At 72.4% G+C, this 25,167-nt stretch carries 24 protein-coding genes, 1 tRNA gene and 1 riboswitch; of the genes, 10 read left to right on the forward strand and 15 right to left on the reverse strand.

All coding sequences use genetic code 11. The features are described 5' to 3' along the window. Positions 1-349: 349 nt before the first annotated feature. Positions 350-473: riboswitch (cobalamin riboswitch) on the forward strand. Positions 474-598: 125 nt separating this feature from the next. Beyond that, a complete protein-coding gene (locus tag ACZ3ZD_RS35170; protein ID WP_467406876.1) occupies positions 599-2,968 on the forward strand; it encodes a ribonucleoside-diphosphate reductase subunit alpha in 2,370 nt (789 codons plus the stop codon). Beyond that, positions 2,968-3,981: a ribonucleotide-diphosphate reductase subunit beta gene (locus ACZ3ZD_RS35175; RefSeq protein ID WP_467406878.1), complete on the forward strand. Its 1,014-nt coding sequence runs from the start codon at positions 2,968-2,970 to the stop codon at positions 3,979-3,981. Before ACZ3ZD_RS35170 ends, ACZ3ZD_RS35175 begins: the two co-directional genes overlap by 1 nt. A gap of 36 nt (positions 3,982-4,017) precedes the next feature. Here the strand turns inward: ACZ3ZD_RS35175 and ACZ3ZD_RS35180 are convergent, their stop codons facing one another. After that, entirely contained in the window at positions 4,018-4,239 is a 222-nt protein-coding gene (locus ACZ3ZD_RS35180; RefSeq protein ID WP_467406881.1) for a hypothetical protein, read from the reverse strand. 93 nt (positions 4,240-4,332) lie between these two features. On the opposite strand from ACZ3ZD_RS35180, the gene ACZ3ZD_RS35185 reads away from it, so the two are divergent. After that, complete coding sequence (locus ACZ3ZD_RS35185) at positions 4,333-5,295, forward strand: GlxA family transcriptional regulator (RefSeq protein ID WP_467406884.1); 963 nt, start codon at positions 4,333-4,335, stop codon at positions 5,293-5,295. Between the two features lie 19 nt (positions 5,296-5,314). On the opposite strand, the gene ACZ3ZD_RS35190 is transcribed toward ACZ3ZD_RS35185, so the two are convergent. From ACZ3ZD_RS35190 to ACZ3ZD_RS35235, 10 genes are all read right to left on the reverse strand, one after another. Then, on the reverse strand, positions 5,315-6,700 hold the full coding sequence (locus ACZ3ZD_RS35190; RefSeq protein WP_467406887.1) for a bifunctional albaflavenone monooxygenase/terpene synthase: 1,386 nt from the start codon (positions 6,698-6,700) through the stop codon (positions 5,315-5,317). Next, the gene (gene cyc1 / locus ACZ3ZD_RS35195) at positions 6,697-7,782 is read right to left on the reverse strand and encodes an epi-isozizaene synthase (RefSeq protein ID WP_467406890.1); all 1,086 of its coding nucleotides are present in this window, start codon (positions 7,780-7,782) and stop codon (positions 6,697-6,699) included. Before cyc1 ends, ACZ3ZD_RS35190 begins: the two co-directional genes overlap by 4 nt. Before the next feature lie 242 nt (positions 7,783-8,024). Further along, positions 8,025-8,675: a peptide deformylase gene (def, locus tag ACZ3ZD_RS35200; protein WP_467406893.1), complete on the reverse strand. Its 651-nt coding sequence runs from the start codon at positions 8,673-8,675 to the stop codon at positions 8,025-8,027. Between the two features lie 64 nt (positions 8,676-8,739). Further along, complete coding sequence (locus ACZ3ZD_RS35205; protein ID WP_467406896.1) at positions 8,740-9,720, reverse strand: hypothetical protein; 981 nt, start codon at positions 9,718-9,720, stop codon at positions 8,740-8,742. A 99-nt stretch (positions 9,721-9,819) separates the two neighbouring features. Further along, positions 9,820-11,103, reverse strand: a complete 1,284-nt coding sequence (locus ACZ3ZD_RS35210) for an HD-GYP domain-containing protein (protein ID WP_467406899.1) — start codon at positions 11,101-11,103, stop codon at positions 9,820-9,822. After that, positions 11,100-12,404 (reverse strand): HD-GYP domain-containing protein, encoded by a 1,305-nt coding sequence (locus ACZ3ZD_RS35215; protein ID WP_467406902.1) that lies wholly within the window; start codon positions 12,402-12,404, stop codon positions 11,100-11,102. The genes ACZ3ZD_RS35210 and ACZ3ZD_RS35215 overlap by 4 nt, the downstream gene beginning before the upstream one ends. Before the next feature lie 164 nt (positions 12,405-12,568). Then, positions 12,569-12,880 carry a mycothiol system anti-sigma-R factor gene (rsrA, locus tag ACZ3ZD_RS35220; protein ID WP_467406905.1) on the reverse strand — a complete coding sequence of 104 codons (312 nt, stop codon included), beginning with the start codon at positions 12,878-12,880 and terminating at the stop codon, positions 12,569-12,571. Continuing rightward, positions 12,877-13,572 carry an RNA polymerase sigma factor SigR gene (sigR, locus tag ACZ3ZD_RS35225; RefSeq protein WP_467406909.1) on the reverse strand — a complete coding sequence of 232 codons (696 nt, stop codon included), beginning with the start codon at positions 13,570-13,572 and terminating at the stop codon, positions 12,877-12,879. Before sigR ends, rsrA begins: the two co-directional genes overlap by 4 nt. A 255-nt stretch (positions 13,573-13,827) precedes the next feature. Next, positions 13,828-14,475 carry an alpha/beta hydrolase family protein gene (locus tag ACZ3ZD_RS35230; protein ID WP_467406913.1) on the reverse strand — a complete coding sequence of 216 codons (648 nt, stop codon included), beginning with the start codon at positions 14,473-14,475 and terminating at the stop codon, positions 13,828-13,830. A gap of 1 nt (position 14,476) precedes the next feature. Beyond that, positions 14,477-15,292, reverse strand: a complete 816-nt coding sequence (locus tag ACZ3ZD_RS35235) for an SOS response-associated peptidase (protein WP_467406915.1) — start codon at positions 15,290-15,292, stop codon at positions 14,477-14,479. Between the two features lie 50 nt (positions 15,293-15,342). Here ACZ3ZD_RS35235 and ACZ3ZD_RS35240 point away from each other — a divergent pair, with 50 nt between their 5' ends. The 4 genes from ACZ3ZD_RS35240 (at position 15,343) to ACZ3ZD_RS35255 (ending at position 18,851) form a co-directional block, all read left to right on the forward strand. Beyond that, complete coding sequence (locus ACZ3ZD_RS35240; RefSeq protein ID WP_467406918.1) at positions 15,343-16,065, forward strand: M50 family metallopeptidase; 723 nt, start codon at positions 15,343-15,345, stop codon at positions 16,063-16,065. Positions 16,066-16,093: 28 nt separating this feature from the next. Further along, entirely contained in the window at positions 16,094-17,410 is a 1,317-nt protein-coding gene (gene aroA / locus ACZ3ZD_RS35245) for a 3-phosphoshikimate 1-carboxyvinyltransferase (protein ID WP_467406921.1), read from the forward strand. A gap of 12 nt (positions 17,411-17,422) precedes the next feature. Beyond that, a complete protein-coding gene (gene rsgA, locus ACZ3ZD_RS35250; protein ID WP_467406924.1) occupies positions 17,423-18,433 on the forward strand; it encodes a ribosome small subunit-dependent GTPase A in 1,011 nt (336 codons plus the stop codon). A 94-nt stretch (positions 18,434-18,527) separates the two neighbouring features. Next, positions 18,528-18,851: a DMT family transporter gene (locus ACZ3ZD_RS35255; protein ID WP_355071846.1), complete on the forward strand. Its 324-nt coding sequence runs from the start codon at positions 18,528-18,530 to the stop codon at positions 18,849-18,851. Between the two features lie 24 nt (positions 18,852-18,875). Here ACZ3ZD_RS35255 and ACZ3ZD_RS35260 read toward each other — a convergent pair whose 3' ends face one another. Further along, complete coding sequence (locus ACZ3ZD_RS35260; protein ID WP_467406929.1) at positions 18,876-19,481, reverse strand: TetR/AcrR family transcriptional regulator; 606 nt, start codon at positions 19,479-19,481, stop codon at positions 18,876-18,878. Between the two features lie 156 nt (positions 19,482-19,637). On the opposite strand from ACZ3ZD_RS35260, the gene hisN reads away from it, so the two are divergent. Together hisN and ACZ3ZD_RS35270 are read left to right on the forward strand one after the other, a co-directional pair. Beyond that, a complete protein-coding gene (hisN, locus tag ACZ3ZD_RS35265; protein ID WP_467406931.1) occupies positions 19,638-20,438 on the forward strand; it encodes a histidinol-phosphatase in 801 nt (266 codons plus the stop codon). Between the two features lie 145 nt (positions 20,439-20,583). Then, positions 20,584-20,979, forward strand: coding sequence for a CBS domain-containing protein (locus ACZ3ZD_RS35270; RefSeq protein WP_467406935.1), 396 nt, complete (start codon positions 20,584-20,586; stop codon positions 20,977-20,979). A gap of 67 nt (positions 20,980-21,046) precedes the next feature. Here ACZ3ZD_RS35270 and ACZ3ZD_RS35275 read toward each other — a convergent pair whose 3' ends face one another. Further along, complete coding sequence (locus ACZ3ZD_RS35275; RefSeq protein ID WP_467406939.1) at positions 21,047-22,501, reverse strand: catalase; 1,455 nt, start codon at positions 22,499-22,501, stop codon at positions 21,047-21,049. 145 nt (positions 22,502-22,646) lie between these two features. Here ACZ3ZD_RS35275 and ACZ3ZD_RS35280 point away from each other — a divergent pair, with 145 nt between their 5' ends. After that, positions 22,647-23,063, forward strand: a complete 417-nt coding sequence (locus tag ACZ3ZD_RS35280) for a Fur family transcriptional regulator (RefSeq protein WP_467406941.1) — start codon at positions 22,647-22,649, stop codon at positions 23,061-23,063. 109 nt (positions 23,064-23,172) lie between these two features. Here the strand turns inward: ACZ3ZD_RS35280 and ACZ3ZD_RS35285 are convergent. Both ACZ3ZD_RS35285 and ACZ3ZD_RS35290 read right to left on the reverse strand, forming a co-directional pair. After that, a tRNA-Met gene (locus ACZ3ZD_RS35285) sits at positions 23,173-23,246 on the reverse strand. A 59-nt stretch (positions 23,247-23,305) separates the two neighbouring features. Further along, positions 23,306-25,120: a tetratricopeptide repeat protein gene (locus ACZ3ZD_RS35290; RefSeq protein ID WP_467406944.1), complete on the reverse strand. Its 1,815-nt coding sequence runs from the start codon at positions 25,118-25,120 to the stop codon at positions 23,306-23,308. Positions 25,121-25,167 lie beyond the last annotated feature (47 nt).

Below are 25,167 nucleotides of genomic sequence, written 5' to 3' on the forward strand. Positions count from 1 at the left end.
GAGGGAGTCGACGCGGAGCGTCGGCGACCGACGACAACGCCGCAGATGTGCGTGCCAGGCCCCGCGACGCCGGCAAGATCCGAAAGAGAGGGCCTGGGTTCCTCCACCACAGCAGGATTTGCGCCTCCGGCCGGGCGCCCACGTCACGGGCGCCCGGCCGGAGGCGTTCGCGGGTCCCGTGCCGGGGCGGGCGGGGCTTCTGCCGGGCCCGGCACCCGGCACGCAAGAACCCCCGCCGGTGCCCGTTTCCCCGGAAGCCCGCGGCCTCCGCAGCGCAATCGGGAAGCGACCCTCCGAAACCGGATCGACACAACATCTGGGGGTGCCACGGGAACCCGGCACTAGATGTATGCTCGTGATCGCTGTCGACGCAGGGGAATCCGGTGCGAGTCCGGAACTGTCCCGCAACGGTGTAGCCGCGTGCATCCGCGCGCCCGCGGAGTCCGACGACCTGCCGACAGCACACCCGGACGTCCGGTCCGGGTGGGTCCTGACGTCCGGGCCTCGTGGAGTGGGCCGGTGGACGCGACGCCGTGTGCGCTCGTGGCTGCCCCCTGCCCTCCGCCAGGCCCCCGTGCCGAGCGAGGGAGAGCCTCACGTGACCATCGCGCCAGCCGAACCGGCTTCAGACAGCGAGCTGGAGACCGACGGTCCCGGTACCGCACTGCTGCGGACCCTGACCGAGCTGACCGCCGACCTGCCCGACGCCGCCCCGGGCCGGATCGCCGCCGCCGCGCTGCGCGGCCGGTCCGCGCGGGCCGACGAGGCGGAGCTGCGTGAGCTGGCCACGGAGGCGGCCGCCGGCCTGATCTCCGAGGACCCCGCCTACTCGAAGCTGTCCGCCCGGCTGCTGACGCTCACCATCCGGGACGAGGCCGCCTCCCAGGGCGTGACGTCCTTCACCGAGTCCATCGAGGTCGGGCACCGCGAGGGCCTCATCGCCGACCGCACCGCCGAGTTCGCGCGGCTGCACGCCGAGCGGCTCGACGCGCTGGTCGACACCACGGCCGACGACCGCTTCGGCTACTTCGGCCTGCGCACCCTCTACAGCCGCTACCTGCTGCGCCACCCGATCACCCGCAAGGTCGTCGAGACCCCCCAGCACTTCATGCTGCGCGTGGCGAGCGGCCTCGCCGAGGACGACACGACCCGCTCGGTGGACGAGGTCGCGGCGCTGTACGGCCTGATGAGCCGCCTGGACTACCTGCCGTCCTCCCCCACCCTGTTCAACTCCGGCACCCGGCACCCCCAGATGTCGTCCTGCTACCTGCTGGACTCGCCGCTGGACGAGCTGGACTCCATCTACGACCGCTACCACCAGGTGGCCCGGCTGTCGAAGCACGCCGGCGGCATCGGCCTGTCGTACTCGCGGATCCGCTCGCGGGGTTCGCTGATCCGGGGCACGAACGGGCACTCCAACGGCATCGTGCCGTTCCTGAAGACCCTGGACGCCTCGGTGGCCGCGGTGAACCAGGGCGGCCGGCGCAAGGGCGCGGCCGCGGTCTACCTGGAGACCTGGCACTCCGACATCGAGGAGTTCCTGGAGCTGCGGGACAACACCGGTGAGGACGCCCGCCGTACCCACAACCTGAACCTCGCGCACTGGATCCCGGACGAGTTCATGCGCCGGGTCAACGCCGACGAGCAGTGGTCGCTGTTCTCCCCCTCCGACGTGCCGGAGCTGGTGGACCTGTGGGGCGCGGAGTTCGACGCCGCCTACCGCAGGGCCGAGGCCGCCGGTCTGGCCAAGAAGACGCTTCCGGCGCGGGAGTTGTACGGCCGGATGATGCGCACCCTCGCGCAGACCGGCAACGGCTGGATGACCTTCAAGGACGCGGCGAACCGCACCGCGAACCAGACCGCCGAGCCCGGCAGCGTCATCCACTCCTCCAACCTCTGCACCGAGATCCTGGAGGTCACCAACGACGGCGAGACCGCCGTGTGCAACCTGGGCTCGGTCAACCTGGGCGCCTTCGTGCAGGGCGGTGACATCGACTGGGAGCGTCTGGACGAGACCGTCCGCACCGCCGTGACCTTCCTCGACCGCGTGGTGGACATCAACTTCTACCCGACCGAGCAGGCGGGCCGCTCCAACGCCAAGTGGCGCCCGGTCGGCCTGGGCGCGATGGGTCTGCAGGACGTCTTCTTCAAGCTGCGCCTGCCGTTCGACTCCGCCGAGGCCAAGGCCCTGTCCACGCGGATCGCCGAGCGGATCATGCTCGCCGCCTACGAGGCCTCCGCCGACCTCGCCGAGCGCAACGGCCCGCTGCCGGCCTGGGAGCAGACCCGTGCCGCGCGCGGTGTCCTGCACCCCGACCACTACGACGTGGAGCCGACCTGGCCGGAGCGCTGGGACGCGCTGCGCGAGCGCATCGCGCGGACCGGCATGCGCAACTCGCTGCTCCTCGCGATCGCGCCGACGGCCACCATCGCGTCGATCGCGGGCGTGTACGAGTGCATCGAGCCGCAGGTCTCCAACCTGTTCAAGCGCGAGACGCTGTCCGGCGAGTTCCTCCAGGTCAACTCCTACCTGGTCCAGGACCTGAAGGACCTCGGTGTCTGGGACGCCCGCACCCGCGAGGCGCTGCGTGAGTCCAACGGCTCGGTGCAGGACTTCCGTTGGATCCCCGAGGAGGTGCGCGCGCTGTACCGCACGGCGTGGGAGATCCCCCAGCGCGGCCTCATCGACATGGCCGCCGCCCGCACCCCGTACCTCGACCAGGCCCAGTCCCTGAACCTGTTCCTGGAGACGCCGACGATCGGCAAGCTCTCCTCGATGTACGCCTACGCCTGGAAGTCCGGGCTGAAGACGACGTACTACCTGCGCTCCCGTCCCGCGACGCGCATCGCCCGCGCCGCCCAGGGTCAGGCGCAGGCCGCCGCGCCCATCCCCGTGCAGCAGATCGCCGAGCCCGACGCGGTCGCCTGCTCCCTGGAAAACCCCGAGTCCTGCGAGGCCTGCCAGTAATGTCCAGCCGCAACACCAACCTGCTCGACCCCGGCTTCGAGTTGACTCTGCGTCCCATGCGCTACCCGGACTTCTACGAGCGCTACCGGGACGCCATCAAGAACACCTGGACCGTCGAGGAGGTCGACCTCCACTCGGACGTCGCCGACCTCGCCAAGCTCTCCGCCGAGGAGCAGCACCTCATCGGCCGCCTCGTCGCGTTCTTCGCGACCGGTGACTCGATCGTCGCCAACAACCTGGTGCTCACGCTCTACAAGCACATCAACTCCCCCGAAGCCCGCCTGTACCTCAGCCGGCAGCTCTTCGAGGAAGCCGTCCACGTCCAGTTCTACCTGACCCTGCTGGACACCTACCTGCCCGACCCGGACGACCGCGCGGCCGCCTTCGACGCCGTGGAGAACATCCCCTCCATCCGCGAGAAGGCCGAGTTCTGCTTCAAGTGGATCAACGAGGTCGAGAAGATCGACCGCCTGGAGACGAAGGCCGACCGCCGCCGTTTCCTGCTCAACCTCATCTGCTTCGCCGCGTGCATCGAGGGGCTGTTCTTCTACGGCGCCTTCGCCTACGTCTACTGGTTCCGCAGCCGCGGTCTCCTGCACGGCCTCGCCACCGGCACCAACTGGGTGTTCCGTGACGAGACCATGCACATGAGCTTCGCCTTCGACGTCGTCGACACCGTCCGCAAGGAGGAGCCCGAGCTCTTCGACGACCAGCTCCGGCAGCAGGTCACCGACATGCTGCACGAGGCCGTCGAGGCCGAGTTGCAGTTCGCGCGTGACCTGTGCGGTGACGGCCTGCCCGGCATGAACACCGACTCCATGCGCCAGTACCTGGAGTGCGTCGCCGACCAGCGCCTGACCCGGCTCGGCTTCGCCCCCGTCTACGGCTCCGAGAACCCCTTCTCCTTCATGGAGCTGCAGGGCGTCCAGGAGCTGACGAACTTCTTCGAGCGCCGTCCGTCGGCGTACCAGGTCGCCGTGGAGGGCACGGTCGACCTGGACGAGGACTTCTGACCGCCACCGGCATCCCGCACCGCGACCCGTCCCGCTTCACGCGGGGCGGGTCGCGCTGTGACGCCTCCCGCCGGCGGGCTGGGGCTCGGGTGCCCGCCCCGAACGTGGCTGCGGCTGCTCCTGCTGCCGGGCCCGCCTGATCTGCCGGTCGATGCGCCTGTCGCGCAGGACACCGAGCACGGAGGGCAGGACCAGGAGGACCAGGATCCCGAGGGTCGCGAGCATTCCGATCAGGCCTTCGATCTGGTTTCCGTTCATGGACACCACTCTCGCGCCGGATGCTCCTTACCGGCAGTGGCAGGACTGCCGTAGACCCTCGAATTCCTGCCTGCGGCGAGGCACACTGGCAGCATGCTGAAGAACGTGGCCGCCGTGCTGCTGGACGGGGTGCACCCCTTCGAGCTGGGGGTCGTGTGCGAGGTGTTCGGCATCGACCGCAGCGACGAGGGGCTGCCCGTGTACGACTTCGCCGTGGTGTCGGCGGAGGGGCCCGAGCTGGGCACGCACTGCGGGTTCAGCGTGTCCACGCCGTACGGCCTGGAGCGGCTGGAGGAGGCCGATCTGATCGCCGTGCCGGCCGGTGAGGCCTATGCGGAGCGCGCGTATCCGCCGGAGCTGCTCGCGGCGCTGCGGCGGGCCGTGGACCGCGGCTCACGGGTGCTGAGCGTCTGCTCCGGGGTGTTCGTGCTGGCCGCGGCCGGGCTGCTGGACGGGCGGCGGTGCGCGGTGCACTGGCACCATGCCGAGCAGCTCTCCCGGCGCTACCCCCGGGTCACGGCCGAGCCCGACGTGTTGTACGTGGACGAGGACCCGGTGATCACCTCGGCCGGCACCGCCGCCGGGATCGACGCCTGTCTGCACCTGGTGCGCAAGGAGCAGGGCCCGGAGGTGGCCAACAAGATCGCCCGCCGGATGGTGGTGCCGCCGCACCGGGACGGCGGGCAGGCGCAGTTCATCGAGCGGCCGCTGCCGAAGACCCCCTGCGACACGGTCGGGGAGGTGCTGGCCTGGATGGAGGCCCACCTCGACCAGGAGGTCACGGTCGAGCAGCTCGCCGCCCGCGCCCACATGGCTCCGCGCACCTTCGCCCGGCGCTTCCAGCAGGAGACGGGCACCACCCCCTACCGCTGGATTCTGCGCCAACGGGTGCTTCTGGCGCAGGAGTTGCTGGAGGGCACGGACGAGACGATGGACGCCATCGCCTGGCGCACCGGGTTCGGTACGGCCGCCGCGCTGCGCCACCAGTTCGTGCGGGCGCTGGGCACGACGCCGAACGCCTACCGGCGCGCGTTCCGGGGCCCGCGGGCCGCCTGAGCGCGCGCCGGCACCGGACCTACCAGGGGATCGCCCGCAGGAGCAGGTTCTGCGGGCGGAGCGTGATGCCCACGCGGGTGGTGTCGTCGGACCCGCCGGCCTGCTCGAAGCGGTACTTCGCCGAGACCGCCGCGGTGATCAGGCTGAGCTGGGTCATGGAGAAGTGGTCGCTGGGGCACTTGCGGTTGCCCACGCTGAACGGGCTCATGGCGTACTTCGGCACGTCCCCGGCGCGCTCGGGCAGCCAGCGGTCGGGGTCGAAGTCGAGGGGACGGGCGTAGGAGCGGCCGTCACGCTGGATGGCGTACGGGCTGTAGACGATGTCCGCCCCGGCCGGGATGCGCCAGCCGCCGAGTACGGTGTCGCTCACCGCGCGCCGGGTCAGTATCCATACGGCGGGCCTGAGCCGCATGGCCTCCACGACGACATTGTTGGTGTGCGTGAGTGAGCGGACGTGCTGGAACCCGACGGGGCGGCCGCCGGTCACGGATTCGACCTCGGTCCGTACCTTCTCGGCGTGTTCCGGGTGTTCGGCGAGGACGTGCAGCAGCCACATGATCGTGGAAGCGACTGTTTCGCTTCCGGGGGTGAGTATGGCGACGACCTGGTCGTGGATCTCCTGTTCCCCGATGGGGTCGCCATTGTCGTCCTTCGCCTCCAGCAATGCCGTCAGCAAATCGTCCGGCTTTTGACCAGACGCCCTCCGCTCGGCGACGATCTCGTCCACCAGCAGATGCAAATCGGCCAGCGCCCGGTTGAATTCGCGGTTGGCCGGGAACGGCAGCCGGTAGAGCGGCCCGAGCGGGATCACCATCCTGCGGTACATACCGCGGAAGACGGTGGCGAGGTCGGTACTGAGCCGTTCCGCGCGCTCGTCCATGTACTCGCCGCGCAGCAGGCAGCGGGCGGCGATGCGGACGGCGACCCGGAAGGCCTCGGAGGTGCAGTCGACGGTCTCGCCGGGCCGCCAGCGCCCGGTCAGCGCGTGCGCCTCCTCCTCCATCACCGGGCCGTAGCCGGGCAGGGCGTCGAGCCGGAACGCGGGCTGGATGGTGCGCCGCTGCCGGCGGTGCCGGGGGCCGTTCGCGGTGGCCACGCCCTCCTTGCCGAGCAGGCCCTCCAGGGACTCCCACAGCGGGCCGTCGATCCTGAAGTCGGGGCTGAGGGCCAGCGCTCCGGTCAGGGCCGGAGTGGTGACGGCGTACACCGTCTTGGGGCCCAGTTTCAGGCGTACGACGTCCCCGTGGTCGCGTAGTGCGGCCATGAAGGCGAGCGGGTCGCGGACCAGTTTCAGGCCGTGGCCGAGGACCGGTACGGCGCCCCCGGCCAGAGGGGGTTCGTGCGGTGCGGGCACCTCGGGGGCCGCGGGGGTCCGGGGGCGGGGGCTCACCGACTCGACGGTCATTTCTCACCTGCCGTTTCGTTCGAGACGTACGGGGGCGTGGACCGGTCGTCCCAGTCGTCGACCATGTACCGGCCGGACTCGTGGTGGAACCAGTAGACGGAGCTGAACCAGTTGCGCATGGCGCCGACGCAGGACCGGACGGCGGCGCTCAGTTCCTTGCCGCGGACCGTTCCGTCGTCGAGGTCGCGGGCGAATTCCAGGGCCTTCTCCTCGGCGACGAGGAATTCAGCGACGCATTCCTCGACGCGCCGCCTGAGGTCGTCCACCGCTTCTTCGAGAGTCAGCCCCTCGTGGGTGATGAGACTGATTCCGAGATTGTGCACCTCGTCGCCCGCGATTTCCTTCGGCAGCGAGCAGAGGTCGTTGTACCAGGCGGCGAATTCCTGACTGAGAAGTGCCGCCCGACGGTACGCCGGATTTCTCCGTACGGTGTCCGGGAGTTCGCATCCGGCGCTGGGTTCGAGGAGGTCCGTCCATATCCAGTGCGCGAAGGTGTGACGGCGCAGGGCGAGATACTCCTCGACGCCGGGTACGTGTCCCCGGGTGCGGTTCCCGAATTCCCGGTCGTAGGCCTCGATCACCGCGTGGAAGTGCCGGGCGAACCGCCGGTTCCAGGTGCCCGGCAGGAAGCCGTACAGCCGCAGCACGCTGTCCGCGAAGCCCGCCACCAGCGGGTCGGGGTGGTACAGGTGGTGCCGGGGTGCGTCGAGAGCCGCGTGCAGCTGGTGGCGCAGCCGCCGCCAGTCGGCCGCCCGGCCGTGCACGATGTCACGGTCGTGGCGGTCGTCCCAGACGAAGAACCAGGCACTGTAGTCGGCTATGGCCTGCAGGACCTCCTCGGAGGCGTCCGTGTAGTAGCCCGCCATGAGGTCCGTGTAGCACAGTCCATCGGCATATTCCTGCACCTTGGCGGGTGGCATGAGCCGTTTTTCCAGGAGCCAGAGCCGTGTCTTCTCCTGGAGTCGCGGCCAATAGGGGTGCAGTTGCCGGGGAAAGGCCGACTCGATCACCGGCAGTGCCAGTGAGGGTGGGACTACGACCGCCGTCGGCGTCGCTGTGGTGCTGTGTGGGAAAGCTTGCACCGAACAAACCCCTCTCAGCCGCCAGGCAGCGCCCACCCCGTGCCGGGCGTGCGCCGTTGCGTATCCCCGCGCTTCCATTCAGCACCACAACTGACCGCTGTGGGAACGGATTTGCTCCACTCACTACCCCAACATGCCGAGAAGGGAGCGGTTGTACAACGCACGTTCGAACGAACCCGGGCAGCACAAAGGCGCCCGGCCAGGGAGGATCCCGGCCGGGCGCCCCATGCGCGCGGCGTCGGTCAGTCGTTGGCGACGACGGGGTAGCGTGGCTCGTTCTCGGCCATCTGCCGCAGCGCGTCCTTGCGGTCCCGCTTCGACAGCCGGTCGATGTACAGGTAGCCGTAGAGGTGGTCGGTCTCGTGCTGCAAACAGCGTGCGAAGTAGCCGGTGCCGCGGACCCTGATCGGGTTGCCCTGCTCGTCCTGCCCGGTCACCTCGGCGTAGTCGGGCCGTGCGAGCGAGGCGTAGGCCGTGGGGACGGACAGGCAGCCCTCGTTGCTGTCGTCCAGCCGGCGCCGCTCGGCGGGAAGGTCGACCAGCTTCGGGTTGCACACCACGCCGACGTGCCGGACGCCCTCGTCGTCCTGGCAGTCGTAGACGAAGACCTTCCGGTCGACACCGATCTGGTTGGCGGCCAGGCCGACGCCCTCGGCGGTGCGCTGGCTGGCGAACATGTCGGCGACCAGCTGCTGCAGCTCCTCGCCGAACTCGGTGACGTCCTCGCACTCCTTGTGCAGCACCGGGTTGCCGACGACCGTGATCGGCCGCGAGGTGCCGCGCTCGCGCCAGGCCCTCTCGCGCTCCTCGCAGTCCTCCGTGTCGACGACATAGCCCTCGCCGTCGACGGGGAGCACGCCCGCGTGCTGCTGATCGGTGTCCTGCTGCGCCATGACCGACGTACGCCTTCCTCAAAGAACAGGGGGAGATGTTGCTGATACAGGGTACGGCGCCCGCTCAGCAGACCTCTTCCAGATCGCGCCAGTCCCGCGAGTCCGGGCTGTCGGCGACCCACCCGTCGAGCAGCCCCCGCACCAGCGACGCCGGGGCCGCGATGCCGCACTCCCGCTCCGGGACCCACAGCTGCCCGTCCGTGCGGTGCCCCAGCGGCCCGGGGTGTCCCGGCTCGCTGTGGTCGTGCGGGTCGAGGTGGACGCCCTCGCCCTCGTCCGACGGCATCCGGGACTCGCTGCACAACCGGCACAGCAGCCGCACCGAGGACGACCAGTCCTCCGCCGCGAACCCCGCTTCGGCGGCCAGCTGCTCCAGCGCGTCCCGGTCGGCCTCGGTGGCCGCCTCCAGCAGGACCACCCAGGTGGGCACGGGCGACGGCGCCCACAACTCGATCTCGTCGAAGACCGGGTAGGAGTGCCCGGTGGAGGTGGTGCGCTCACCGTGCGGGACACCGTCGTGCAGCACGACCTCGCCCCAGCGCCGCCCGGACGAGGGAAGCGGGATGGAGAGCACCTCCAGCCGGGCCGGGTCCAGCCGGCGGCCCCACACCACCTCGGCCTCGCCCTCCGGGGAGAGCCGTACGGCCGCGCTGCCCAGCTCCATGCCGACGGGTTCCGCGGTGGCCGCCGAGCCCCCGGGCACCTTCAGCCCGTACGCCTGCCAGGCGCGGCGGGCCAGCGGCCAGTCCTGCAGGGCGGTCGCGGCGATGCCGACGTTCCACCAGTCGGGCGCCCCGGTCTCCCGGTCGAGCAGGGCGACCGCGCGCAGTCCGGCCGCGCGGGCCTGCTCCCAGTCGTGCCGGAACTTGTGCAGCAGGGCGAGGTTGAACCAGGACTCCGACAGCCAGGGTTCCAGATCGGCGGCGCGTGTCAGCAGCTCGCCCGCGTCCTCGTACCGGCCGTCGCCGATGAGCGTGAACGCCCGGTCGGTGGCCTGCCGCCAGGAGGCGGAGGGCCGGTGCCGTCCCTTGCCGAAGATCCTCACGATTCCCGCCTGCCAGTTCCATTTCCCGCTGTGGGCTGGCTTGTGCCCCCGGACACCCTCTCCCTCGCATCCAACCACGTACGGCGGGAAAGGCGCTCATTACCCATGGGTTACCCAGCCGGGCACGGGGTCAGACAGTCCTGTTCGCCGCGCCGGCACCCGCTCGCGTCCGCCGGGCGGCCGGGCCAGCACCCGGGCGAGCGACTCCACGACCTCGGGAGCGTAGTCGTCGGCGGTGCCGAGCCGCAGCTCCTCCAGTGCGCGCAGGGGTCCCTCCGGACCGGCTTCCCGGGTCAGCTCGTCGTAGGCGTTGACGGCCCGGACGATCCGGGCGGCGAGCGGCTGTTCCCGGTAGGGGTCGGCCTGCCGCTCCACGACGACGGCGACGGCCGCGTCCACGCCGGTCTGCCGGACGACGGCACCGCCGAGCAGCGCGATGCGGCGCTGCTCGGCGGCGGGCAGGTCCGCGGTGGCGCCGCCCGGGACCGGGTCGACCAGGCTGAGCTGGCCGATGTCGTGCATCAGGGCCGCGTACTCCAGCACGGTCAGTTCGGGGCCGGTCAGGCCGAGGTCCCGGCCGACGGCCTCGCTGAGCGCGGCGACGCGGCGGGCGTGCCCGGCGGGGGTGCAGCCGGCGATCTCGGTGGCGCGGGCCAGGGAGGCGATGGTCTGCCGGTAGGTGGCGCGGACGGCCGCGTACCGGCGCAGGGACAGCTGGACGAGCAACATCGGCAGGCAGAACACGGGCAGCGCCCACAGGCCGACAACGGCGACCGCGAGCGCCATCACCGCGCCGGTCGCCCAGACGGTGGAGCCGATGCCGAGCAGCCCGCGCAGTTCCTCGCGCAGCAGCGGGCCGAACGGCCAGCCGGTGCGGCTGTGGGCGAGCGCGGCCGCCAGCACCGCACCGCACAGGGAGGTCAGGGCGAGCAGGGTGAGCAGCAGCAGGGCGTAGGCGGGACCGCCCCAGGAGTCGAAGACGCCCTGGCTGTAGAGGGGTTGGAAGCAGACGGCGGCGAAGCCGACGGTGAGCAGGCGGCGGGCCAGGTGGTCGGTGGTGGGGCCGGCGCCGGACCAGATGTGCGGGACGGCGCCGAGCACGGTGGCGACCAGGACGACGGTGACGACCTGGGCGGCGTCGTGGTGGCCGGGCCGCCCGGCGTCGGCGCCCAGCAGGGCGTACGCCAGCGCGCCGGCGGCGCCGAGGGGCGCGGCCTGCCGCCGGGTCTGCGGGTCGCTCCACCGGGTCAGCTCGCCGGCGGTGACGAGCAGCCCGAAGGCGAGGGCGACGCTCCGGTCGCCGAGGCCGGTCCACAGGGTGTCGGCGAGGGAGCCGGCCGCGATGAGGGCGGCGGCGCCGTGGATGAGCCGCAGGGCGGTCATCGCGGCGCCCCGGTGCCGGCGGCCCGCTCGGCGGACGCCGTCTCGGGGGCCGGTTCGTCGGCGGTGACCGCCGGGTGCCAGCCGGAGCGGGCCAGGGCGCGGACGAGCGCGTCCACCATGCGGGGGTCGAAGTGGGTCCCGGCGCAGCGCTCCAGTTCGGCGACGGCGGCCTCGACCGGGCGGGCCCGGCTGTAGCAGCGGGTCGACGTCATGGCGTCGAAGGCGTCCGCCACGGCGACGACCCGGGCGGACTCGGGGATGCGCTCGCCGGCCAGGCCGTAGGGGTAGCCGCTGCCGTCGAGGCGTTCGTGGTGGTGGAGGATGGCCGCGCGGGCCTCGCCGAGGAAGGAGATGCCGCGGACCATCTCGTGGCCGTACTCGGGGTGCAGCTCGATGATCCGCCGTTCCTCCGGGGTGAGCGGACCGTTCTTGCGCAGCAGCCGGGTGGGGACGCCCAGTTTGCCGACGTCGTGCAGGATGCCGGCGAAGCGCAGCACCTCGACGCGTTCGTCGTCCATGCCGAGTTCGCGGGCGATCAGGACGGAGGCCTGTCCGACGCGTTCGCCGTGGCCGCGGGTGTAGCCGTCCTTGATGTCGACGGCCTGGACGAGGGCGCGGATGGTGGCCTGGTGGGCCGCGCGTTCGCGGTGGTACTGGGCGAACACCCACCAGGAGACGCACATCGGCAGCAGCACGAGCAGGGCGGCGACCGGGCCGTAGGGGCTGCGCCACAGCACGGCCATCATCAGGCCGGCGAGTCCGTGCACCGCGACGGGCGCGAGGGTGCGGGCCAGCAGCCCGCGCCAGGCCCGGCGCGGCGGCACCAGGCCCGCCGCCGCGCGCAGGCCGCCGTCGAGCGCGGTGAGCACCAGGCAGAAGGCGAGCACGGCCGCGCCGGCGGGCAGCAGGGCGTGCGGGAAGTCGGGGCCGGCGACGGTGTCCCGGCCGCCGAGCGCGCCGTGCACCCGGGCGGCGGCCCACACGGCGAGCGCGGGCTGCGCGGCCCGCCACACCCGCCGGGGCAGGGCGGGCCGTCTCTCGACCGGGGAGAGCAGCCCGGCGGGCACCGGGACGAGCGCGGCGGCGGCCGGGGGCAGCAGGAACGCGCCGGCGAGCAGGACGGGGTAGAAGGTGCCCCCGAAGCGGCGGCGTACGGCGTGCTCGCAGGCGGCGCACAGCACGGCGAGCAAGCCGAGCGCCCACCACGAGGGGTGTACGGCCGGCAGGGGAGACAGGCAGAGGGCGGCCAGGAGGGCGACGGCGGCCACATAGCCGCGTGCCCGCGCCGGTACCGAGTCCATCGCACCCCTCCCGCTCGCCCGACCGTGCCTGTCCAGGCTCGGAGCGTAGGGCGGGATCGGGGGGTTAGGGGCTTATGACCTGAGGATTAGCACGTTCGGGTGATACGACCCTTGCGTGGCCCTTGCGTCGTCCTGCCGCGCCCCGGCCCGTCGGCCGCCCGGGGTCAGGAGTCCTGCGTCGCGGCCGGGGCCCGGGTCACGTCGTGTTCCGGCACGGTCTGCCCGGAGCGGATCAGGTCGATCCGGCCCATGACCTTGGCGCGCAGGTCGGCGGGCACGTCGTCATGGCCGCAGCACCGCTTGACCAGCTTCTTCACGGCCTGCTCCAGGCCGTACTTCTCCAGGCACGGCGAGCATTCCTCGAAGTGGTGCTGGAACTTGTCGCGGTCGACGTCCGGCATCTCGCTGTCGAGGAACTCGTACAGGTGGTCGAGGACCTCACTGCAGTCCGTCTCGTGCGGCTCTCCGCAGCTCATGAGCCCGAGCCTTTCGCTTCGTTCGACTCTCCGGCGCCGGCCGGGACCAGACCCCGCTCACGGGCGTAGTCCTCCAGCATGCCGCGCAGTTGACGGCGGCCCCGGTGCAGCCGGGACATCACCGTACCGATGGGTGTCCCCATGATGTCCGCGATCTCCTTGTACGCAAAGCCCTCGACATCCGCGAGATAGACGGCGATGCGGAACTCCTCGGGGATCGCCTGCAGTGCCGACTTCACGTCCGAGTCGGGCAGGTGATCGAGCGCCTGCGACTCGGCGGAGCGCAGTCCCGTCGACATGTGCGACTCGGCGCGGGCGAGCTGCCAGTCCTCGATCTCCTCCGCGGCGGAGCGCTGGGGCTCGCGCTGCTTCTTGCGGTAGGAGTTGATGAAGGTGTTCGTGAGGATCCGGTAGAGCCACGCCTTGAGGTTGGTGCCCTCGCGGAACTGGTGGAAGGACGCGTACGCCTTGGCGTAGGTCTCCTGCACCAGGTCCTCGGCGTCGGCCGGGTTGCGCGTCATGCGCAGGGCGGCCGAGTACATCTGGTCGAGGAACTCGAGCGCGTCCCGTTCGAAGCGCGCGCTGCGCTCCGCGGTCGACTCGTCGGACGCGTCCGCGCCGGCGCCCTGGCCCTCGGGCAACTCCGCCTGGCCGTTGTCGGTCCCTGCGTCGGTCCCAGTGACCGGACCCACCTCCTCAAGATCCCGGGCGGGACCGAGACCGGCCCCACTCGATTCGGAGGATAGAACACGACCCGTGCCTGCCGCCCCTCGAATAGGCGCGGTCTTCGCCGCGTGCAGCACCGTCCAGTCCAGGTCAGCGCTACGCGAACGGCTCGGGCATACGGTCGAACCCATGCGGCGGTCTTCCTCTCCCACGACGTCGGTGCCAAGGCTTTGAGCACTTCTGTGGGGCTCAACACCGCGCCGCCGCGCGCCATTCCCGGGTCACCCGAGTGACACCACCCACTCCCGCACCGCGCCGGTGATGATCTCCAGGGCCCGCTCCTGGGTGAGCGGCGCGCGCTTGGGCACGGCGAAGCCGTGATCGCCGTACGCCACCTCGACCAGTTCGAAGTCGCCCTCGGGGAACTCCGCCGGCCTGCCGAAGGGGTCGTTCCCGCCCTGGACGACCAGCGTGGGCACCCCGGCGCCCAGCAGTTCCTCGGCCCGTGACCTCTCCGGCCGGCCCGGCGGGTGCAGCGGGAAACTTAGGGCGAGCACGGCGTGCGCGCCCAGCCCGGCGGCCGTACGGCAGGCGACCCGGGCGCCCGCGCTGCGACCGCCGGAGATCACCGGCAGGCCGGGCGCGGCGAGCGCGGGCCACACCCCGCGCCACCCCGTGTCCAGGGTCTTCGGCGCGGGCGCGACCTTCCTGCCGGCGACCCGCCAGGGCTGCTCGACGAGGGCGACGGTGACGCCGTGCGCGGGCAGCGCGGCGGCGAGGGCCTGGAGGTCGCGGGCCTCGATGCCGCCGCCGGCGCCGTGGCCGAGGGCGAGCACCAGCCGCGCCCCACGCGCCGGGTGCCAGGTGATCCGGGCGTCCCCGGCGTCCGTACCGACCGTCTGCGCGGTCGGGGGTGTCGCGGTAGTCACGTCAGAAGAGTGTGCCCTCTTCCGGTGCCTCCAGCTCCTTCAGCAGCTCCGGGCCGTTGTTGCGGACGTTGCTGACGGCGGTGGCGACCGGGTAGGCGCGCATCAGGCCGGCCGGCGGCGGGGCGAGCAGCTCGCGCAGGCTGTCGGGGTCGGTGCGGGAGGGGTCGAGCCAGGCGTCCCAGCGGTCCGGGGTGAGCATGAGCGGCATCCGGGGGTGGATGTCGGCGAGGGAGCGGGGGCCTTCGGCGGGGGCGACGGCCAGCGGGGTCCGCTCCGCCTCGGTGGTGATCACCGAGCAGGTGACCCACCAGGCTCCCGGGTGGTCGTCGGGCAGGGTCCGGTCGCGCCAGAACTCGTACAGCCCGGCCATGGCGAACACCGAGCCGTCGGCGGGCAGCACGAAGTACGGCTGCTTGCGCGGGCGCTTCTTCCTGCCCTCCACCTCCAGCTCGCGCTCCTGCGAGCCGGTGACCCACTCGTAGTAGCCGTCGGCCGGCAGGATGCAGCGGCGGGCGGCGAAGGCGCGCCGGTAGGCGGGCTTCTCGTGCACGGTCTCCGCCCGGGCGTTGATCATCCGGGCGCCGCTCTCCGGGGTCTTCGCCCAGGACGGCACCAGACCCCACTTCAGCCGGCGCAGCTGGCGAACCGGACGCGGGGAGTCCGCGTCTTTCAGGGGGCGGTCCAGGACGGCGTGGACCTCCTTGGTCGGCGCCACGTTGTAGTCGGGCTCCAGGGCCTCCTCGGGCTCCCACTTCTCGACCTCGAAGATTCCTGCGAGATCCTCGGGCCTACGACTCGATGCATACCGTCCGCACATACGTGCCACACTGCCAGATTCCGCACCCCGAGAAGGAGCCCCCGCCAGATATGGCCAGCCTCGCCGCCACCGCGCTGCCCGACCTCTGGGACCGGCTCACCGGCACCCAGCCCGACCCCGACCTGTGGGTGGTGCTGGCCACCGCCGCCGCGGCCCTCGCCGTGATCGTCCCGCACCCGGTGTGGCGGATATCCCGCAACGCGGTCACCATCGCGCACGAGGGCGGCCACGGTCTGATCGCCCTGCTCACCGGCCGGCAGCTCACCGGCATCCGGCTGCACTCGGACACCAGCGGGCTCACCGTGAGCCGGGGCAAGCCCTACGGGCTCGGCATGATCCTGACGGCCGCCGCCGGGTACACCGCGCCCTCGCTGCTCGGCCTGGGCGGGGCCGCGCTGCTGGCCACCGGCCGCATCACCCTGCTGCTGTGGGCGGCCACCGCCCTGCTGGTGGCGATGCTGGTGATGATCCGCAACGCGTACGGCGTGCTGACCGTGGTCCTCACGGGCGGGGCGTTCCTGCTGGTGTCGTGGCTGGCGGGGCCCCAGGTGCAGGCGGCGTTCGCGTACGCGGTGGTGTGGTTCCTGCTGCTCGGCGGGGTACGGCCGCCGTTCGAGCTGCAGGCCAAGCGGTCCCGGGGCGGGGCCGGGGACTCGGACGCGGACCAGCTGTCCCGGCTGACGCACGTCCCGGCGGGCCTGTGGCTGTTCCTGTTCCACGCGGTGTCCCTGTGCTCGCTGATCGGCGGCGGGCGCTGGCTGCTGGAAGGTTGAGACCGGGCCCTCCTTATAAAGTGGCCCCATGGCCCCCAACACCTCCTCCACCGCCCTCTGGCCCGCCCCGCACGCGAGCGGAGCCGTCGACGCGACGGTCCACGTGCCGGGGTCCAAGTCGGTCACCAACCGCGCCCTGGTCCTGGCCGCCCTCGCCTCCGAGCCCGGCTGGCTGCGCCGCCCGCTGCGCTCCCGGGACACCCTGCTGATGGCCGGGGCCCTCAGGGCCCTGGGCGTGGAGATCGAGGAGGGGGTGGGCCCGGACGGCACCGGTGAGGCCTGGCGGGTGCTGCCCACCGAGCTGCGCGGCCCGGCCACGGTCGACGTCGGCAACGCGGGCACGGTGATGCGGTTCCTGCCGCCGGTGGCCGCGCTGGCCGACGGCCCGATCCGGTTCGACGGGGACCCGCGGTCGTACGAGCGCCCGCTCCACGGGGTGATCGACGCGCTGCGCGTGCTCGGCGCCCGGATCGACGACGACGGCCGGGGCGCGCTGCCGCTGACCGTGCACGGCGGCGGGGCCCTGGACGGCGGCCCGGTGTCGGTCGACGCCTCCTCCTCGTCCCAGTTCGTCTCGGCGCTGCTGCTGTCCGGCCCGCGCTTCAACCAGGGGGTGGAGGTCCGGCACACCGGGTCGACGCTGCCCTCGATGCCGCACATCCGGATGACGGTGGACATGCTGCGCGCGGTCGGCGCCCAGGTGGACACCCCGGAGTCGGGCGGCGAGCCGAACGTGTGGCGGGTGACGCCGGGCGCGCTGCTCGGCCGGGACCTGACCATCGAGCCCGACCTGTCCAACGCGCAGCCGTTCCTGGCGGCGGCCCTGGTCACCGGCGGCCGGGTGCTGGTGCCGGACTGGCCGGCCCGCACCACCCAGCCGGGTGACCGGCTGCGGGAGATCTTCACCGAGATGGGCGGTTCCTGCGAACTCACCGAGTACGGGCTGGAGTTCAGCGGCTCCGGCGCGATCCACGGCATCGACGTGGACCTGGGCGAGGTGGGTGAGCTGACTCCGGGCATCGCGGCGGTGGCCGCGCTCGCGGACTCGCCGTCGACCCTGCGGGGCGTGGCCCACCTGCGGCTGCACGAGACGGACCGGCTGGCCGCGCTCACCAAGGAGATCAACGAGCTGGGCGGTGACGTCACGGAGACCGCCGACGGCCTGCACATCCGCCCGCGCCCGCTGCACGCCGGGGTCTTCCACACCTACGAGGACCACCGCATGGCCACCGCCGGCGCGGTCATCGGCCTGGCCGTGCCGGGGGTGCGGATCGAGAACGTGGCGACGACGGCGAAGACCCTGCCGGACTTCCCCGAGCTGTGGACCGGGATGCTCGGGCAGTAGGGACGTCACGCCATGCGCCGCTACGGCAAGCACACCGACGAGGACGACATCCGCAGCCGTCCCCACCGCAAGGGCAACCGGCCGCGGACGAACATCCGGCCCAAGCACGAGGACGCGGCCGAGGGCATGGTCCTCACCGTCGACCGGGGGCGGCTGACCTGCCTGGTGGAGGACCGGCCCGTGCTGGCGATGAAGGCCCGCGAACTGGGCCGCAAGGCGGCCGTGGTGGGCGACCGGGTGGCCCTGGTCGGCGACCTGTCCGGCCGGAAGGACACCCTCGCGCGGATCGTGCGCATCGAGGAGCGGTCGTCGGTGCTGCGCCGTACCGCCGACGACGACGATCCCTACGAGCGGGTGGTCGTCGCCAACGCCGACCAGCTGGCGATCGTCACGGCCCTGGCCGACCCGGAGCCGCGGCCCCGGCTGATCGACCGCTGTCTGGTCGCGGCCTTCGACGGCGGTCTGGAGCCGCTGCTGGTGCTGACCAAGTCGGACCTGGCCCCGCCGGACACGCTGCTGGAGCTGTACGGCGACCTGGACATCCCCTACGTCGTCACCAGCCGGGAGGAACTGGAGAGCGGCGGCGCGGCGGACCGGGTGCGCGAACACCTGGCCGGCAAGATCACCGCGTTCGTGGGGCACTCGGGCGTCGGCAAGACGACCCTGGTCAACGCGCTGGTGCCGCTGGAGCGCCGGCGTCTGACGGGTCATGTGAACGCGGTGACGGGCCGCGGCCGGCACACCACCACCTCGGCCCTGGCGCTGCCGCTGGCCGGCGCGGACGGCTGGGTCGTCGACACCCCGGGCGTCCGCTCGTTCGGTCTCGCGCACGTCGATCCGTCACGGGTGATCCACGCCTTCCCCGACCTCGCCGCGGGTACGGAGGGCTGTCCGCGCGCGTGCAGCCACGACGAGCCGGACTGCGCGCTGGACGCGTGGGTCGAGGAGGGGCACGCGGACCCGGCGCGGCTGTACTCGCTGCGCCGGCTGCTGGCCACCCGGGAGCGCACGGAGGGCGACTGAGGCTCCTGTGGCTGGCGTTGTTTGCGGGCCCCTGGGTTCGGTAAGTGCATAATCGCACCGAACCGGTGATCCGGATCCAACGGGAGGACCGCACATGGCGTGGCTGCTGGTCATAGTGGCCGGGATTCTGGAGACCGGCTTCGCCGTGTGCCTGAAGCTCTCGCACGGGTTCACCCGCCTGTGGCCGACGGTCGCCTTCGCGTCGTTCGCGCTGGGCAGCTTCGGTCTGCTCACCCTGTCCCTGAGGAAGCTGGACGTCGGCCCCGCCTACGCCGTGTGGACCGGCATCGGCGCGGCGGGCACCGCGATCTACGGCATGGTCTTCCTCGGCGACCTGGTCTCCACCCTGAAGATCGTCTCCATCAGCCTGGTCATCGTCGGGGTCATCGGCCTGCAACTGTCCGGCTCCGCGCACTGAACCGCGCCGGGCAGGGGGTGGCCGTCACACCAGGTGCCGCGGGAGCACCGCCCGCACCAGCGCCTCCATTCCGCCCTCCCCCGGCGGCGCCGCCACGCAGGACAGGGCGAGGCGGACGACCAGTTCGCAGGAGCGCAGCAGCTCCGCGGTGTCGGCGGGGGCGGCGCCGGGACCGGCCAGCGCGGTCGCCGCGCGGTCCCGGACCATCCGCACGAAGTCGCGGGGTGCCGGCAGCGGCCCGTCCGCCCGGCGCTGCGCCGGCACCGGGGAGGCGGAGCGTACGGCGGTGAGCGGGGGGCTCGGCAGCCGCTCGGTCCAGCAGCCGGTGAGCATCGCCCGGACCAGCGCGTTGTCCCGGGCGGCGGCGGCCGTCCACTCGGCGGTGGCGGTCAGCCGGGCGCGCGCCTCGGCGGAGCCGGCCAGGGCCCGCTCGACACCGGCGAGATATCCGTCGGCCTCCCGGAGCACCAGCGCCCGGGCCAGGCCGTCCTTGCTGCCGAACTCGTTGTACAGGGTCTGCCGGGACACGCCCGCGGACGCCGCCACGTCCACCATCCGCACCGCCGACCACGGCCGGCGCGTCAGCGCCGTGTAGGCGGCCTCCAACAGCGATTCCCGGGCAGCAGGCATCCACGCCTCCCTGGACCACAGCACCCTTCGGCCCAGATTTGACGCCCTTTCACGCACTGTCAAGAGCCCCCGCCGAACCCCGCAGGCGCTCGCCGCGCACCACGCCGGGGCGGCCCCTGTGGCTTCGTGGCGGTCGTGGCGGTTACCGTTCGTTGCATGCCCGACTACCTGGACGACCTCCGTCTCGCGCACGTCCTCGCGGACGCGGCCGACGCCACCACCATGGCCCGCTTCAAGGCCCTCGACCTGAAGGTGGAGACGAAGCCGGACATGACCCCGGTGAGCGAAGCGGACAAGGCGGCGGAGGAACTGATCCGCGGCCAGCTCCAGCGCGCCCGCCCGAGGGACGCCGTCCTCGGCGAGGAGTACGGCGTCGAGGGCACCGGCCCCCGCCGGTGGGTGATCGACCCGATCGACGGCACCAAGAACTACGTCCGCGGTGTGCCCGTCTGGGCGACGCTGATCTCCCTGATGGAGGCGGGCGAGGAGGGCTACCAGCCCGTCGTCGGTCTCGTCTCCGCCCCCGCCCTCGGCCGCCGCTGGTGGGCCGCGAAGGGCTACGGCGCGTTCACCGGCCGCAACCTCACCGCCGCGACCCGCATCCACGCCTCCCGCGTCGGCAAGCTCGCGGACGCCTCGTTCGCGTACTCCTCGCTGTCCGGCTGGGAGGAGCAGGGCCGCCTGGAGGGCTTCCTTGACCTCACCCGCCAGGTGTGGCGCACGCGCGCGTACGGCGACTTCTGGCCGTACATGATGGTCGCCGAGGGGTCGGTCGACCTGTGCGCGGAGCCCGAGCTGTCCCTGTGGGACATGGCCGCGACCGCGATCGTCGTGACGGAGGCGGGCGGCACCTTCACCGGCCTCGACGGCCGCCCGGGTCCGCACAGCGGCAACGCGGCCGCGTCCAACGGCCTGCTGCACGACGAGTTGCTGGGGTATCTCAACCAGCGCCAGTGAGGCACAGGAGGCGCTTGCGCACGCCCTCAACTCGCGTCGCGCTCCCTCTTGGTGACCGTCCCCCCACCTGTCACCCTGGGTCCACCCCCACATGTGAACTTGTGAATCCGTGCATCCCGTACGGGTTCGAGGAGGTGGTCCATCCATGCTGGTCCGCGATGCCATGAGTTCGGTGATCCTCACCGTCGGCCCCGCCCACACCCTCCGCCAGGCAGCAACCCTGATGTCCGCCCGTCGCGTCGGCGCGGCCGTGGTCCTCGACCCGGACGCCGGCGGCATCGGCATCCTCACCGAACGCGACATCCTCAACTCCGTCGGCCTGGGCCAGAACCCGGACACGGAACGCACCCACGCCCACACCACCACCGACGTCGTCTTCGCCGCCCCGACCTGGACCCTGGAGGAGGCGGCCCGCGCCATGACGCACGGCGGCTTCCGGCACCTGGTCGTCCTCGACCGCGGCGACGTGGCGGGCATCGTCTCCGTCCGCGACATCATCCGCAGCTGGGCCCCTGCCCGCGAGCCGGACCCCGTGCCCTGAACGCGTGAAGCGGGCCGGACCCCGAGCACCGTGGGGTCCGGCCCGCCCAGCCGCGAAGGCGGCCGGCTCAGCCGCGCAGCGCCGGCACCGCCGCCTCCAGCCGCTTGCCGAAGTCGGCGTCGGCGTTGCGGAAGTTGCCGATCGCGCGCTCGACGATGTCCTCGCGGGACACCTGGGAGAGTGCCCGCGCCAGGTTGGCGACGAGCCGCTCCTTCTCCTCCTGCGTCATCAGCCGGTAGAGGTTGCCGGCCTGCACGAAGTCGTCGTCCTCGGCGTGCTCGGGGGTCGGGTGCGTTCCGGTGCCGCCGGCGAACCCGTCGTACGGCTGCCACAGCGCGCGGCCGGTCTGCCGCGGGCCGCCGAAGCTGTTCGGCTCGTAGTTCTTGGCGCCGCCGTGCCGGCCGTCGTAGAGGAGGCCGTCCCGGGAGTTGGTGCGGGCCTCGGTGGCGTGCGGGCGGTTCACCGGCAGGTGGTCGGCGTTGACGCCGACGCGGTAGCGGTGCGCGTCGCCGTACGCGAAGAGCCGGCCCTGGAGCATCTTGTCCGGGGACGGGCCGATGCCGGGCACGAAGTGCGCCGGGGAGAAGACCGACTGCTCGACCTCGGCGAAGATGTTCCGCGGGTTGCGGTTCAGCTCCAGCCTGCCGATCTCGATGACCGGGTAGTCCGCGTGCGGCCACACCTTGGTCAGGTCGAACGGGTTGAAGCGGTACGTCGCCGCGTCCGCCGCCGGCATGATCTGCACGCCCACGGTCCAGCTCGGGAACTCGCCGCGCTCGATCGCCTCGCGCAGGTCGCGCTGGTGGGAGTCGGGGTCCCGGCCCGCGAGGACGTCGGCCTCCTCGGCGGTGAGGTTCCTGATCCCCTGGTCGGTCTTGAAGTGGTACTTGACCCAGAAGGCCTCGCCGTTGCCGTTGTTCCACTGGTAGGTGTGCGAACCGAAGCCGTCCATGTGGCGGTACGACGCCGGGATGCCGCGGTCGCCGAACAGCCAGGTCACCTGGTGGGTCGACTCCGGCGACAGGGACCAGAAGTCCCACACGTTGTCGGCCTCCGTGGAGCCGGTGTACGGGTCGCGCTTCTGGGTGTGGATGAAGTCCGGGAACTTGATCGCGTCCCGGATGAAGAAGACCGGCGTGTTGTTGCCGACGAGGTCGTAGTTGCCCTCCTCGGTGTAGAACTTCAGCGCGAAGCCCCGCGGGTCGCGGACGGCGTCCGCCGCGCCGAGGTTGCCGGCCACGGTCGAGAAGCGCAGGAAGACCTCGGTCTGCTTGCCGGTCTCGGAGAGGAAGGCGGCGCGCGTGTACGGGGTGACGTCGCCGGTCACCGTGAAGGTGCCGTACGCGCCGGCGCCGCGGGCGTGCACCACGCGCTCCGGGATCCGCTCCCGGTTGAAGTGGGCCAGCTTCTCCAGCAGCAGCTGGTCCTGGACCAGGACCGGCCCGCCGACGCCCGCCGTCTCGCTGTTCTGGTTGTCGGCGACCGGAGCCCCGGCCTCCGTGGTGAGCGGTCCCTGCGTCACGTGCGCCTCCTGCGTCATCACTGACTAGTCCTGTCCTGTAACCAAAGTCGTTCTCGATCCTATAATGGACTTTGTCTAAGTCAAGCGACGATCCAAAGTCACACCTGTTCCCGTTCTGGTGACTGTTCCTGTTAGGCTGGTAGCCATGAGCGACCTTCTGGAACGGCTGCGTGGACGCGGATGGCGGATGACCGCGCAGCGGCGCGTGGTGGCCGAGGTCCTGAACGGCGAGCACGTGCATCTGACGGCGGACGAGGTCCATGCGCGGGCCGTGGTGAAGCTGCCCGAGATCTCCCGGGCGACCGTGTACAACACCCTGGGCGAGCTGGTCTCGCTCGGCGAGGTGCTGGAAGTCACCACGGACAAGAGGGCCAAGCGGTACGACCCGAACGCCCACCGCCCGCACCACCACCTGGTCTGCGCCCGGTGCGGCGCGATCCGTGACGTGCACCCCCTCGGCAACCCCCTCGCCGACCTCCCCGACACCGAGCGCTTCGGCTTCACGGTGTCGGACGTCGAGGTGACGTACCGGGGGCTGTGCCCGGACTGCGCGGGCGCGTAGCCCCTCCCGCTCGCCCCCTGGAGCCCTGGCAACCGCCGGGGCTCTTCTCGCGCGCACGAAAAAACCGAGGGCCGGAACCCATCTCTGGATTCCGGCCCTCGGCCTTCAGTAGCGGGGACAGGATTTGAACCTGCGACCTCTGGGTTATGAGCCCAGCGAGCTACCGAGCTGCTCCACCCCGCGTCGGTGAACACGACACTACGTGACTCCGACGCCGGGATGCAAATCGCTTCCCCGGCCGCTCACGCCGACAGCTCCTCGCGCAGCGCGTCCCGCAGCCGCCCGGCCCGCTCGGCCACCTCCGGCGGCCCCAGCGCCACCGCGCGGTCGGCCCATCTCTGCCCCTCGGCCAGCTCGCCGCGACGCGCGTAGACCAGGGCCAGCCGCAGCGCCGCCCGGCCGTGCCCGGCGTCCGCGGCCCGGGTCCACCACACCGCGGCCTCCGGCTCGCTGCCCTCCCGGGCGAGCAGCAGCCCCAGGTTGAAGGCGCCGTTGCGGGAGCCGGCCTCGGCCGCCGCCCGGTACCACCGCGCCGCCTCCACCACGTCGCCCCGGGCCGCCGCGAGCATGCCGACCCGGACCTGCGCCCGCCGGTGTCCCTGCGAGGCGGCGCGCTCGTACCACTCCTCGCACTCGGTCTTCTCCTGCACGGTCTCGCCCAGCTCGTGCGCGGGCTCCGGGGGCCGGCGCGCGTCGAGCAGGGCGGCCAGCCGGTACGCGCCCTCCGCGCTGCCGCCGCCCGCCGCGCAGCGCAGGTGCCGTTCGGCCTCGGGCTCGTCGCCCTCGCGCAGCCGGGCGATGCCGACCTGCAGCGCCGCCTCGGCGTGCCCGGCGGCGGCCGCCCGCTCGTACCAGCACAGCGCCGCCTCCTCGGCGCCGCGCCCGGCGTAGAGGATGCCGAGGTTGAAGGCGGCGTCCACGCTGCCGGCCTCGGCGGCCTTGGAGAACCACGGCTCGGCACCCGTCGTGTCACCGCCCTGGAGCAGCAGGATGGCCAGCGCGTTGGCGGCCTCGCGGTGCCCGGCGTAGGCGGCCCGCCGGTACCACTGCTCGGCCTGGGCGGTCCGCCCCTGCTCGGCGCAGAGCAGCCCGAGGTTGTAGGCGCCGTTGTCGTCGCCGGCGTCCAGCGCGGCCCGGTACCAGCGTTCGGCGGTCTGGGTCTCGCCGCGCTCGGCGTGCAGCGCGCCCAGCGCGTTGGCCGCGTTGCCGTCGCCCTCCTGGGCGGCGCGCAGCCACCACACGGCCGCGCTCTCGCTGTCGCCGGCGTCGCGCAGCAGGAAGCCCAGCGCGCAGGCGGCCCGCGGCTCGCCGTCCTTGGCGGAGGTCAGGTACCAGCGCCCGGCCTCCTTCAGCTCGCCGCGCTTCTCCAGGATCGCCCCGAGGTGCAGCGCGGCCCGCCGGTGGCCGCGCGCGGCGGCCTGCCGGTACCACTGCTCGGCCTCGGCGACAGCGTTGTCAGCGGCGGCCTCCTCCCCCGGCCCGGCCGTGCGGTCCAGGGCGCGCGCCAGCCGGTAGGCGGCCTCGCGGTGCCCGCGCTCGGCGGCGGCCCGCATCCAGTGCTCGGCGCCGACGTCCCCGCGGTGCTCCAGCAGGTCGGCGAGCGCGTAGGCGCCGAGGACATGGCCCTGCTCGGCGGACTGGCGCAGCCAGTACTCGGCGGCCGGCTCGTCCCCGCGCTCGCGGTGGTGGCGGCCCAGCGCGTGCGCGGCGGCGGCGGAGCCGGCCACGGCGGCGATCCGCCACCAGCCGGCCGCCTCCTCGGGGTAGCCGCGCTGGTGCAGCAGCACGCCCAGGTTGTTGGCGGCGGCCCGGTCACCTGCCGCGGTGGCCGCGCGCAGGTGGGGTTCGGCTCCGTCGAGGTCGCCGCGGCGCAGCAGCATGGCCCCGAGGACGCTGGCCGCCTCGGCGTCGCCGCTCTGCGCGGCGAGCGCGAGGCGCATCTCCTCCTCGGCGGCCTCCCCCATGTCCACCATCTCGTCACGGGCCGGCTCCGTACCGGAAGGCTGCACAAATCGCCCTGTCTCGAACAGAGTTGCCTTGTCCCCCATAACGTCCATCGTCGCACCACCTGCAACCTGGGTACACCCGGTATACCGCAGCCCGT

The sequence above is a fragment of the Streptomyces sp. NPDC023481 genome (genome assembly GCF_055560195.1).